At 69.2% G+C, this 12,527-nt stretch carries 8 protein-coding genes; 4 read left to right on the top strand and 4 right to left on the bottom strand.

Annotated features, from left to right (window positions below):
- Positions 1 to 366 precede the first annotated feature (366 nt).
- The 3 genes from ACWGI6_RS32340 to ACWGI6_RS32350 form a co-directional block, all read right to left on the bottom strand.
- The gene (locus ACWGI6_RS32340; RefSeq protein WP_453270806.1) at positions 367 to 1,905 is read right to left on the bottom strand and encodes an amino acid permease; all 1,539 of its coding nucleotides are present in this window, start codon (positions 1,903 to 1,905) and stop codon (positions 367 to 369) included.
- A 72-nt stretch (positions 1,906 to 1,977) separates the two neighbouring features.
- Positions 1,978 to 2,922: a hypothetical protein gene (locus ACWGI6_RS32345; protein ID WP_453270807.1), complete on the bottom strand. Its 945-nt coding sequence runs from the start codon at positions 2,920 to 2,922 to the stop codon at positions 1,978 to 1,980.
- A 1,115-nt stretch (positions 2,923 to 4,037) separates the two neighbouring features.
- Entirely contained in the window at positions 4,038 to 5,579 is a 1,542-nt protein-coding gene (locus ACWGI6_RS32350) for a hypothetical protein (RefSeq protein ID WP_453270808.1), read from the bottom strand.
- A gap of 431 nt (positions 5,580 to 6,010) precedes the next feature.
- Between ACWGI6_RS32350 and ACWGI6_RS32355 the strand changes: the two genes are divergently transcribed.
- The 3 genes from ACWGI6_RS32355 to ACWGI6_RS32365 all read left to right on the top strand — a co-directional run bounded on the left by ACWGI6_RS32355 (position 6,011) and on the right by ACWGI6_RS32365 (position 8,502).
- Positions 6,011 to 6,529, top strand: a complete 519-nt coding sequence (locus tag ACWGI6_RS32355) for a hypothetical protein (protein WP_453270809.1) — start codon at positions 6,011 to 6,013, stop codon at positions 6,527 to 6,529.
- Positions 6,530 to 6,894: 365 nt separating this feature from the next.
- Positions 6,895 to 7,686 (top strand): DUF3761 domain-containing protein, encoded by a 792-nt coding sequence (locus ACWGI6_RS32360; protein WP_453270810.1) that lies wholly within the window; start codon positions 6,895 to 6,897, stop codon positions 7,684 to 7,686.
- Between the two features lie 267 nt (positions 7,687 to 7,953).
- Complete coding sequence (locus ACWGI6_RS32365) at positions 7,954 to 8,502, top strand: hypothetical protein (RefSeq protein WP_453270811.1); 549 nt, start codon at positions 7,954 to 7,956, stop codon at positions 8,500 to 8,502.
- A 175-nt stretch (positions 8,503 to 8,677) separates the two neighbouring features.
- Here ACWGI6_RS32365 and ACWGI6_RS32370 read toward each other — a convergent pair whose 3' ends face one another.
- Positions 8,678 to 9,460, bottom strand: coding sequence for an SDR family NAD(P)-dependent oxidoreductase (locus ACWGI6_RS32370; RefSeq protein ID WP_453270812.1), 783 nt, complete (start codon positions 9,458 to 9,460; stop codon positions 8,678 to 8,680).
- A 658-nt stretch (positions 9,461 to 10,118) separates the two neighbouring features.
- Between ACWGI6_RS32370 and ACWGI6_RS32375 the strand changes: the two genes are divergently transcribed.
- Positions 10,119 to 12,338 (top strand): NADP-dependent isocitrate dehydrogenase, encoded by a 2,220-nt coding sequence (locus ACWGI6_RS32375; protein ID WP_453270813.1) that lies wholly within the window; start codon positions 10,119 to 10,121, stop codon positions 12,336 to 12,338.
- The last annotated feature ends 189 nt before the right edge of the window (positions 12,339 to 12,527 follow it).

Below are 12,527 nucleotides of genomic sequence, written 5' to 3' on the forward strand. Positions count from 1 at the left end.
CCGCTACCGCCTCCCGACCTGCAACCCGGAAGCGTCGTCCTTCGGGCTGTGCTGGGGTATTCACGCGTGCACGAGGTCGACTCCCTGCTGTGCACTCGCGTGCGGCGCCGGCCGGCGCGCCGCGGACAAGGCGTCCCTCGGTGCTGATGCAGCCGAAGACCCGTGGGAGTGCCAGGTGGGCATCCAGGCATTTTCGCTCCGCCGATCCCGCACACACCGGCTCGGGGAACGCCGTTCGTCGCGTTCCCCGAGCCGGTGTGTGCTCAGCGGTCGTTCATGAGGTCGCCGATCCAGTCCCGGTGACCTCCGGGTGCACCTGATCCTCGACAGCGTCGCCGCCCACTGCCGGCGAATCCCTGACTCAGGTCACTGGCGCGAGGTGGACGCCGTCGGCCCCGGCACCGGCGTCGGCGACGGGTTGTTCCGCGGGTGCTGCGGGTTGAGGAACCACTTGCGGGCGGAGACGAGCCACCAGGCGCCGGCGAAGACCAGCACCACACCCACGGTGATGGGCGCGTAGTTGAACGTCTCAAGGGTCACCGGGCTCAGCTGGGGCAGCATGAACAGCACGGTGATGATCACGACCCAGCTGACCGCGATCAGGCCCACGGGCTTGGACCAGCGCCCCAGGTGCCAGGGACCGCGCCGGAAGCTCTCCCCCTGGCGCAGACGCAGCAGGGTGGGCACCACGTACGCGATGTAGAGGCCGATCGTCGCGATGGACGTGACGGCGGCGTACGCGGTCGTGTTGAACAGGTACGGCAGCCCGAGGACGAACGCCCCGCCGGCGGCGAGCCACACGGCGTTGGTCGGTGTGCGGGTCCCCGGGTGGAGCTTGTGCCAGACGGAGGAGAAGGGCAGCGCCCCGTCGCGGGAGAAGGCGTAGATCATGCGGGAGTTGGCGGTCACCGAAGCCATACCGCAGAACAGCTGGGCGCCGATGATGATGAGCAGCATCAGCTTGCCGGTGCTCGCGCCGAGCGCATCCATGAAGATCTGCGCCGGCGGGACCCCGGTGCCCGACTCCAGGGCGCCGGTGTACGACTGGATGGCGAAGGTCAGGCCGAAGAGCAGCACGAATCCGGCGGCCCAGGACACGATGATCGAGCGGACGATCCCCTTCGGCCCCTCGACCGAGGCGTTCTTCGTCTCCTCCGTCATATGGGCGGACGCGTCATAGCCGGTGAAGGTGTACTGCGCCATCAGGAGACCGATGAGCGCGACGTAGACCGCGGAGCCCCAGCCGGTGTTGTTGACGAACTCGGTGAAGACGAAACCGGGGGACTGGTGCTTGTCGGGGATCACCAGCAGGGCACCGACGATCACCACGACGCCGATCAGATGCCACCACACCGAGATGGTGTTGAAGAAGCCGACGACGCGCACACGAAAGGTGTTCACGACGGCGTGCAGCAGGAGGATCGCGCCGAAGAGCGTGATCGTGTGGACGGGGGTGGCGGCGTAGCTGAACTGGAGGTTCAGGTAGGCGTTGAGGAACGACGCGGCGCCGAAGTCGATGCCCGCGGTGACGGCCACCTGGCCGAGCGTGTTGAACCAGCCGGTGAACCAGGCCCAGGCCGGGGCGGACTTCTGCGGGGCGAGCTTGTGCGCCCAGAAGTAGAGGCCGGCGGAGGTCGGGTACGAGGAGCAGACCTCCGCCATGGCCAGGCCGACGAACAGGGTCATCAGACCGACGAGAACCCAGCCCCACATGATCAGGGCCGGTCCGCCGGTGTTCATGCCGAACCCGTACATCGTCAGGCAGCCGGACAGGATGCTGATGATCGTGAAGGAGACGGCGAAGTTCTGCCGCCCGGACATCGAGCGGTCCAACGTCTGGGCGATGCCGAGTTCGGCGAGGCGTTCCTCCTCCGTCTGCGTGACGCTAGGTATGTCCAATGGCATGGCTGGGCCCTCTCCTTTGGGTGGCGCGGCGGATTGCGGAACGACGTCGGTCCGCTCGGTCTCGGGGCGGCGCTACGGTCCGGACCCCTTGACCGCCCACTTCCGATGACGGGTGAAGAGCTGTTGGGCGTCTCCGCAGTAGCTCCACGGCACATCCGTGGCGTACGGGCCGATGGCGTCGAACACCTCGGCCGCCGCCCGGTGCTGATTCGCGAAGGACATCGCGTGGGCCAGGTAGTTGGCGTCGTCGTGGAAGGCGGCGTGCGGCCGGGAAGGGGCCCGGTACGTCCACCAGTTCACCCACGCCTGCTGGGTCGACGGGTTGTCCGTCCACGGATGGACCGTCAGGCCGTACCGGTGGCCTTCCTTCTTCATCCGCATGCGGTGCGTCTCCGCGAGCGCGACCAGCGGCAAGGTGTGCAACGGCATCCCGCGGGGGACATGGGCGCACCGCTCCTGCGCCCAGTGGAACATCTCGCCCGCCACGCCGTGCCAGTCGGGGAACATATAGGTGAGGATCTCGTGGTGCGCCTCCCTGTTCCACGGGTCGCGTTCCTCGACCTCCCGCCACACCCCCTGAAACGTCTCCCGCCACTGCCGGTCGCGGTCGGGGGAGTGGTAGCGCAGCAGGGCGAGCATGACGACGTACGGCGTCGGATCGGCCGGCAGGGCGTCACCGGCGGCATGGCAGGTCTCCCACGCCTCTTCCATCTCCGGACCGCTGCCCTGTCCCCGTGAGCCGGCGGCCATCGAGCGCAGGGCCTGGACGGTGGCGAGGAGGGCCAGGGCATGCGGCGAACGCGGTTCGGCCTGCGCCCAGGTGTCGGCGAACGTGAGCCGCGCCCCGGCGCGGGCGAGGACCTGGAGACGGAAGATACGGCGGTCCCAGTCGGCACCGGTCGCGGCCAGCAGCTCGCGTGCGCCTTCCCATCTGCCCATCGCGGCGTCCTCCACCACCGAGCGCAGCCGGGAGTCGTCCCGGGCCGGATGCCGGTCGAATGCCGGTTGGCGTCTCACGGCCGTCCCGTCAAAGTTCTCTCGGGCGAGGGGAGCAGTTCCTCACCGTGCGCAAGGGGGGTGTCAACAGGCACTTTTCAGGCCTCCGGGTGGGCGCCCGCCGCCGCGGCGGACGCCGACGTAGGGGGAGCGCGTCGTGCTGAGCGATCGGCCAGGGGGCCGACAGGCCTCGGGTGCCCGGCGTCCTTGACGGGCGGGACGGCAATGGCGTCGGGCGGGACGGCGTGACACCGGTCCCCGGGCCGCTGGTGAGACGCCTGCCGGGACTCCGGCGGGGACCGGGGACGGTGCCCGTGACCCCCGCATCCGGTCCGTGCTGTGGCGTTGTCTCGTGCGCAGGCGAGAGTCCGATTCGGCCTGGAGGGGCAATCACCGGATTCTCCTGTACGTGGGGATACATATGCTGCGCAAGCGGACTGTCAACTTCGTTCATGAAGTGCCGACGTGAGAAAGAAGACTATTCACTGATGCGCGGTGGCGCACATGCCTTCGGTGATAAAACTCCTGCGATTCGGCCTCCCGGAAGGCGTGCCGGGGCTTCCCGCGCCCTCCTGGGCGCCCATCCGGTCCTGCCGCAGGGCGAGTTGGCTTCGGTGGGCGCCGCCGCGCCGGCGGATGACGCAGCCGGTGCCGTGTGCGGGGTAACGGGCCGGTGCGTGCGCGGGGAACGGTGGATATCCAGCCTAGAAGTCCAAAACCGTAGTACCTCTCAAAGGGCGTGAGAGTAGGGGGACCCGCTCGAATGCGTCATCGGCCGGTCCGCGGCGGCGCGGGACGCACGCGGCTTCTGCGGGTGCGGGGCGAGCGACGGCTGGACCGGTCGGGGCTATTGACACCGGTGTCGCCGGGAGCGCCTCGACAGGGCAATCCCGAAAGGCAACAACCTATGAATTCACCAACCTATGAATTCACCGTGAAGGCACGTCGTCGAACGACGTGGTCGAACATAACTTCACCGCGAGTGAGGTTATTGGCGTGCTCCGGTCGCCCGTATCCGGTTTGCGTCGAGCGCCCCTCGCGGGATTGAGGGCGCCGTGCCGTGCCCGTGCGTCATGACGGGTCCGGGGGGCCGGCCGCGCCTCGCGCTGGGGCGATCACCGATCCGCTCGGTTCGTTCACCGCAGTTTCAGGCCGAGTGTCTTGCTCAGCACGGTCGCCTCTTCGGGCGTGGCGAAAACGAAGTAGCTGTCGTAGTTGCTGTTCGCGAGGCGCACGAAATCGACCAGGTGGAACCGGCGGGTGTCGCCGCCGGGGTCGGGGTCGACGTGACCGATGAACTCCATGATCGCCAGGTGGTCGAGGTAGTCGTCCGACTGGTGCTCGGTCTCTTGGGTCACCAGGACGCCGTTGCGGGCGAACTCCAGGATCGCGTAGTCGTCCTCGTCCGCCTCGTCCGCCTCGTCCTCACGTAGCCGGACGTCGGTGATGGTGACCGCGCCGTCGGTGAGTGCCGCGGCCCGCTCCAGGATGCCCCGGTAGCTCTCCTCCAGATCGTCGACGTCGTCCCCGTGCGCCGAGATCGCCACACCGAACGCTTCGAGCGCGTCGGGCACTTCGTGGGGTGGCAGATCACCGTGCGCGAACTCGGCATACTCCGCGAGGACGCTGTCGGCCTTCTCCCGGGGCACCATGCCCATCCGCTGCAGGAGCGCGCCCACGTGTGCGTACGAGGACGGCCTGAACCAGAACAGCACGTCCTCCAGCCTCTCCTCCCGCACGTTCGGCTCCCCGTCCACTTCTTCTTCGAGGAGCAGCTCACGCAGGCACCCCAGCGGTATCGCCGCGCCCCCGACCCGCTTGTCCGGCTGATCCACGAACGGCACCTCGGTCCATGCGCTCTCCCGCGATCCCGGGGCCCCGGGGTCGGCGTCCGGATCGAAGGGGAGGTACTGCCACACCGCTCCCTTGTTCCGCCGGATCACCTCGCCCATGTACCAGCAGGCGCCCTGCACGAACGGCTCGTCCCGCGAGGCGTCGAATGCCTCCACCGTGGCGAACCGCCGCCGCACCACGGCTTCCAGCCAGTCCAGCGTGCCGGGGTGGAAATTCCACCTCCACGCTCCTTCGAACGCGTCCTCGGCCCAGGCGGAGAGCGCCTTCTCCCGCTCGGCCAGCCACGCGGTCAGCGCCGGATCCTCCGGCAACGGTGCCATGGGGTCCACGCGCGGCGAGTGTTCCTTGACCGGCTCCCACCCCGGCACCGCCTCCTGCCGCGACGTCACGGCCTCGCGCAGTCGCCCGATCTCCTCGGCGAACGCGGTCCCGGTGCGGACTCGGAGGGCGTACGAGATCAGCAGCATCGGCGCGACGGGCGAGAGCTCCAGTTCCGGGTCCGGCCAGACGACCGGCTGTCCCGGGCGGTCGTCGACCGGCCGAGTGTTCCAGCTCCACGCACCGCCGGCGGTGCCGAGCAGGACCTCGCCGAGATAGGCCATCGCACTCTCCACGAACTCCACCCGCTTCTCCGGATCTTGAACGGAGTCGTGGTGCTCCAGCAGACGCGCCTCCAGAGCGTCCAGCGACTCGGTGGAGTAGTCGAAGGGGAAACCCTCGGGAAGGAGCACCTTCTCCAGGCGCAGCAAGTGATACGGCAGATCGCTGATCCACGTCTCGAGCAGCTGCTGCGGGGAGTTCCGCGGCTGTGTCTCAGGGGCCATACGGTCACTGTAGGGGCGCTCACTGACAGCGGCCGTTTCGTTCGGTCGGTGAGCCGATGAGGGGTTGAACTCCCTTGCTGGCAGCCGTAGTTGAGGCCCACACCCGGGCTCTCGTACTCACCGGCGCGCAGACCGGGCCGGCCGGCAGCGGCTTCGGCCCAAGCGGTGGGGGAGCGGCGCAACGTGCGTTCTGCCGCCGGGCGGAGCGAAGGCGGTTCTCAGCCGGATACGGTCGCGCCGCCAAGGCCTGGCCATGCGCTCCGGGGGCTCGACCAACGCACTTCGGTCACGACATCATCACAGGTTCTTCACTTCATCTACTTTGATGTTCAACCACTCGATACTCTCCCTGCCCTGGACACCTTGGGGGGATCATGACGTATCAGCAGTTTCCGGCCCAGCCCGGCCAGCAGCCGCCGACGCCATCCGGTATGTACGCACCGCCGCCGAAGAAGATGAGCGCCGGAGCAAAGGTCGGCATCGGATGCGGCGGCGCCTTCGGCGCGCTCGTCCTCATCGGCGTCATCGCTGCCGCAATGAGCGGCAGCGATACCACAAGCCAGGCCGTCAAGCCCCACAAGCCCGCCGCCGCCCCGGTGAAGGAGAGGGCGAAGGGCGACGCCAAACCGGCCGAGGACAAGCCGAAAGTGAAGCCCAAGGCGGCACCCAAGTCACCGGCCGACCGGTTCAAGGCCTTCGTCGCGAAAAGCGGAAGTGCCAACGAGAAGGCCGCCATCGGGCACATCACCAAAGTCCAAGGCGCCGAAGAGCAGAACGACATCCTCGACTCGGTCGACATCTACACCGACTTCACCGGCGGTCTGCTGGGTCCCCACCAGAGCGAAGGCAAGCTGATCGCCTCCGCCTTCGCCGACTGGAAGGATTCCAAGAACGGCCTCGTCACCATCTATGACGCCAAGGGCGAGATCCTCGCCAACGGCAACTTCTGACCGGCCTGAGTCCGAAGCGGCGGGAGGGCCTCATCGCAGCCGACGAGCGGCGGGGCCCTGTCGTCGGTGGTTGACGGGCGCCGGGCGCGCCGGCGGTCTGTGAACCGCAACTGGGCTGTCTCGGGTAGGAGTTCGGGGCGGCGCGGTGGACTCTCGATCCCGGTCGTTCGGTCAGCCGGCGTGGCCGGGTTCGACGCCTCTTCGTCCGGCAGCCGGCTGGCTCACGCTTACCTCGCTTCACGCTTACACCACTTGCCTCTCCGGTTTCAGCCGGGCGGCGGCTCGCGACCGTGGGCAGGGCCATGCATGCAGGGGAGTATGCAGTCGCAAGGCAGGGGGGTCACGTGCCTGGAAATCAAGGGCCGATGTCGCCGCAGGACAAGAAGAACACCAGGCTCGGCTGTGCGGTCGTTGCCGTCTTCGTGCTGCTCGTCGGTGGGTGCGTCAACCTGATGAATGGCGACGACGAGACGAAGTCGTCCGCCTCCGCGTCCGTCTCCGACGCGTCCGACAGCCGGAGTGACGGCATCACGGTGCCGGATTACACCGGCGAGAATCTCCAGGAAGCGCAGGACGCAGCGCAACGTAAGGGCATCTACCTGCTCAAGAGCCGGGATCTGTCCGATCAGCAACGCATGCAGGTGGGGGACCGCAACTGGCAGGTCTGCGATCAGGAGCCGGCTGCCGGGTCCGTCATGCAGGACACCGAAACTCTGACGTTCGCCGTCGTGAAGACCGAGGAGAGCTGCGACGAACCTGACGCGACCGGGTCCGTAAGCGACGACGGAGCGTCCGAGCCCACGGATGAGCCGACCGACGCCGACAGCTCGGCCACCAGTGACGGTTCCGCGTCCTCCGGTGGTTCGGCATCCTCCGGCGGTTCCACTGCCTCCGGTGGTTCCGGTGGGGACGAGGGCGGTTCCTCCGGTGGTTCCGGTGGGGGCGAGGGTGGCTCTTCCGGCGGTTCCAGCTCTTCCGGAGGGGCGGACTCCGGGGGCGGCAGTAGTTCTACGCGTGGTGGCGGAGAGCAGGAGCAGGCTCCGGCAGGCGCCTCCGCGCAATGCAATGACGGGACGTACAGCTACAGCCAGCACCGACGAGGTGCATGCAGCCATCACCACGGGGTTGCCGTCTGGCTGCGGAGCCTTCCGGCCTGAGCGACCGCCCGGCCGGCGACCGACGCGGCGTAAGGGCAGCGGGGCGGCAAGGGGCCGAACTCTGCTTCCCGTTGATCGGCGAGGGCGGACGGAAGAAACCTCTGGAGGTAACGGACAGCAGGGTCCCGGCCGGGCGGCGGCCGGGACCCTTTGGCGTGCGCCGCTCGGGGGGCGGGCCGCGTGGCACCGGGATGCACATGGCCGTACAACCTTCAACAGCATTGGGCAGTCTTCACGACACCATCACAGACGCATGGGGGAATCTTCATGTCGCACTCGCAGCAGCCCGCGCCGTTCGGTCAGCAGCCCCCTCCGTACGCGCCGCCCCCGGCCGCGCAGCCGCCGAGGAAGAAGCACCCCGCACTCAGGATCGCCGTGGGTGTGGTCTGTGCGCTCATCGTCTTCGGGCTCGGAGCCGCGGTCGGAAGCGGCAGTGACGGCACCAAGAAGGCCGAGGCGAAGCCTGCCCCCACCATCACGGTCACCGTCACCGCCAAGGCCGCCAAGGCCAAGCTGGAGAAGCCGACGGGCGGTGCGAAGCCCGTGGAGAAGACGGGGGTGCCCGCGGGTCCGGACGCCACGGTCGGCCAGGGCAGCTACCTCGTGGGGGAGGACATCGCCGCCGGCACCTACAAGACCCGCGGCCCCGCCGCATCTGATGTGCCGCTGTGCTACTGGGCGCGCGCCAAGGACTCCAGCGGTGAGATGGACAGCATCATCGCCAACGGCACGCCCCAGGGCCCGGCCCGCGTCACCGTCAACAGGGGGGAGACGTTCGAGACGAACGGCTGCAGGGATTGGGCGAAGGTCGGCTGACCGGCCGCGCATCCGCGGGCGCCTGCCTTCTGCGGCGGCCCCGTCAGCCGCCTGGTCGCGCCGGTCGCCGCGCCGAGCTGGTCGCCGCGCCGAGTTGGTCGTCGGGCCGGTCGTCGGGCCGCGCCGGTCGCCGCGCCGTGCCGCTCCGATCGTCCGGCCCCGGCCCCGCCGGCCGTCACGTCACCGAGAATCCACCGTCCACGAACACCGTCTGCCCCGTCACATACGCAGCCCCCGGCCCGGCCAGAAACACCGCCGCGCCCGCGAAGTCGTCGAGTTCGCCGTTGCGCCCGGTCATCGTGCGGCGCGCCATCGCCTCGGTGCGCCCGGGGTCGGCGAACACCGCCTCGTTCAGCGGGGTGCGGACGAAACCGGGGGCGATCGCATTGACGCTCACCCCGTGCCGGGACCAGGCCTCCGCCTGGGAACGGGTGAGCGCGGCGAGTCCGGCCTTGGACACCCCGTACGCACCGCTGTTGCCGAACGCCCGGACCGACTGCTGTGAGGCGATATGGATGATCCGCCCCCAGCCGCGGTCCGCCATGCCGGGCCCGAAGCGCTGCCCGAGCAGAAACGGCGCATCGAGATTGACGGCCATCGTGCGGTCCCAGTCGGGTGTGGTCAGCTCGTCCATCGGCGGACGGGGGTTGACCCCGGCGGCGTGGACCAGGATGTCGGGTTCGCCGTGTCGCCGTGCCATCTCCTCCGCGCCCCGGTGCAGGGCGTCCCGGTCGCCCAGGTCGGCGCCGATCCAGTCGGCGGTCGTGCCCGTGGCGCGCAACTCCTCGGTGGCGGAGCGTAGTTGGTCCACGTTTCGGGCCAGCAGCACGACCTCGGCGCCGGCGCGGCCCAGTGCCCCGGCGATGGCCCGGCCGATACCGGAGCTGCCGCCGGTGACCAGGGCGGTACGCCCGCTGAGCGAGAAGAGCGCGTCGAGGTAGGTGGTGGTGGCGATCATGGTGGGCGATCCTCCTGGTGTTCGGCCGGTGTGGGGCCGGGCCCGTGGGGAGCGGGTGGGGGCCGCGGGTGGATCCGGGGCGCCCACCGGGACGATCATGCTCCGTACCGGCGCCCGGCAATCCCGTCGAACGGCCGCCGGCGCAAACCGCCGCTCGTCACGAAGCCCGGCGGATATCGCTGGTCGCGGAGCCGGTGGATACCACTGGTCATGAGCCACCGGACACCACTGGTCGGGGAGCCGGCCGATACCACTGGTCTCGAAGCCACCGGATACCGCTTGTCATGAAGCCGATACGGTCCGTCCGCAGTCGGGAGCGGGATCTCGCCGTGGACCGACTGAAACCGGTCGACGTCCACTCCTGCCCGCCCGGCCGCTTCCCCGGGGTGTCGGGAGCAGATCAGGGGCGGGTCAGGGATGGGGAACCGGCCGAGAACAGGCCGGGGGCAAGCCAGGGATCGGGCCCAGGCCGGGACCAGGCCGAGAACAGGGCCGGGAAGCAGAGCTGCCCCGCCCGAACCGGTGGCCGTTTTTCCCGGTCGAAAACGGTCGGAACTAGTTCCTCCGCTTTTGTCCGGGGCGGGGTCCTGTCGAGCGGGGGCCGGTCACGAGATATCTTGATGTCGAGCAATGTTGCAGACGTGGAGCGGAGCACCCGGTGACTGACTCGACCATCATCTACACCCACACTGACGAGGCCCCGGCCCTGGCGACGTATTCGTTCTTGCCTGTGATCCAGGCATACGCGTCGACGGCCGGCGTCAGCGTGGAGACCCGTGACATCTCCCTGGCCGGGCGCATCATCGCTAGCTTCCCCGAGCGCCTGGAAGAGGGCCAGCGCATCGATGACGCCCTCGCCGAGCTCGGTCAGCTGGCCAAGACTCCCGGCGCGAACATCATCAAGCTGCCGAACATCTCGGCCTCGATCCCGCAGCTCAAGGCCGCGATCGCCGAGCTGCAGGTGCAGGGCTACGCGCTGCCGGACTACCCGGACGACCCGAAGACCGACGAGGAGCGGGACACCCGCGCCCGTTACGACAAGATCAAGGGCAGCGCCGTCAACCCCGTCCTGCGTGAGGGCAACTCCGACCGCCGGGCCCCGGCGTCGGTGAAGAACTACGCCAAGGCGCACCCGCACCGCATGGGCGCCTGGACGGGCGAGTCGAAGACGAACGTCGCCACCATGGGCGTCGACGACTTCCGCGCCACCGAGAAGTCCGCGGTCATCGACCGGGACGGTTCGCTGCGCATCGAACTGTCGGGCGACGACGGCTCCACCACCGTCCTGCGTGAGTCGGTACCGGTCCTCGCGGGCGAGGTCGTCGACGCCTCCGTGATGCGCGTGGCCGCGCTGCGCGAGTTCCTCACGGCGCAGGTCGCCCGCGCCAAGGCCGAGGGCGTGCTGTTCTCGGTGCACCTGAAGGCCACGATGATGAAGGTCTCCGACCCGATCATCTTCGGCCACGTGGTCCGCGCCTTCTTCCCGAAGACGTTCGCCCAGTACGGCGAGTCGCTCGCCGCCGCCGGCCTGACCCCGAACGACGGCCTCGGCGGCATCTACAAGGGCCTCGAGTCGCTGGCCGACGGTGCGGAGATCAAGGCGTCCTTCGACGCCGAGCTCGCCGAGGGCCCGGAGCTCGCCATGGTCGACTCCGACCGTGGCATCACCAACCTGCACGTGCCGAGCGATGTCATCGTCGACGCCTCCATGCCGGCCATGATCCGCACCTCCGGTCACATGTGGGGCCCGGACGGTGGGGAGGCCGACACCCTCGCGGTCCTCCCCGACAGCAGCTACGCCGGCATCTACCAGGCCGTCATCGACGACTGCCGCGCGAACGGCGCCTACGACCCGTCGACGATGGGTTCGGTGCCGAACGTCGGTCTGATGGCGCAGAAGGCCGAGGAGTACGGCAGCCACGACAAGACCTTCGAGATCCCGGTCACGGGCACCGTGCGGGTCCTCGACGAGAGCGGCAACGCCGTGCTCGAGCAGGTCGTCGGCGCCGGTGACATCTTCCGTATGTGCCAGACCAAGGACGCGCCGATCCGTGACTGGGTCAAGCTCGCCGTCACCCGCGCCCGCGCGACCGGCGACCCGGCGGTGTTCTGGCTGGACGAGGGCCGTGCGCACGACGCGCAGCTGATCGAGAAGGTCAAGGCCTACCTCCCCGAGCACGACACCGAGGGCCTGCAGATCGAGATCCTGTCGCCGGTCGACGCGATCACGTTCTCCCTCGACCGCATCCGCCGCGGCGAGGACACGATCTCGGTCACCGGCAATGTGCTGCGTGACTACCTGACCGACCTGTTCCCGATCCTCGAACTGGGCACCAGCGCGAAGATGCTCTCGGTCGTCCCGCTGATGAACGGCGGCGGGCTGTTCGAGACCGGTGCCGGCGGCTCCGCGCCCAAGCACGTCCAGCAGCTGGTCAAGGAGAACTACCTGCGCTGGGACAGCCTGGGCGAGTTCCTCGCGCTCGCGGTCAGCTTCGAGCACCTCGCGCAGACGACCGGCAACGCGCGCGCCCAGGTGCTCGCCGACACCCTCGACCGCGCCACCGGCACCTTCCTCAACGAGAACAAGTCGCCCAGCCGCAAGCTGGGTGGCATCGACAACCGCGGCAGCCACTTCTACCTGGCGCTCTACTGGGCGCAGGAGCTGGCGAAGCAGACCGACGATGCACAGCTCGCGGAGGCGTTCGCGGCACTCGCCAAGACGCTGACCGAGCAGGAGCAGACCATCGTCGACGAGCTGATCGCGGTGCAGGGCTCGCCGGCCGACATCGGCGGCTACTTCCAGCCGTCCGTGTCGAAGGCCTCGGCGGTCATGCGCCCGTCGACGGCCTTCAACCAGGCCCTCGCGACCCTCAGCTGAGGCGATCACCGCGGAAGGCCCTTCCGCCCCGGCCGGCCCCCTGCCGGCCGGGGCGGTTCCGTTTTCACGGCCGTGCCGGGGCTGTGCCGCCCCCGCCCGCCGCCGGCCGTGTCGGCGCCGGGCCGGGGGGCAAAAAAGAGTGATCCGACCCGGCGGAGGCCTGGGACCGCGCCCCCGGCCCGCAACAAG

This window comes from Streptomyces sp. NPDC054786 (assembly GCF_053611685.1).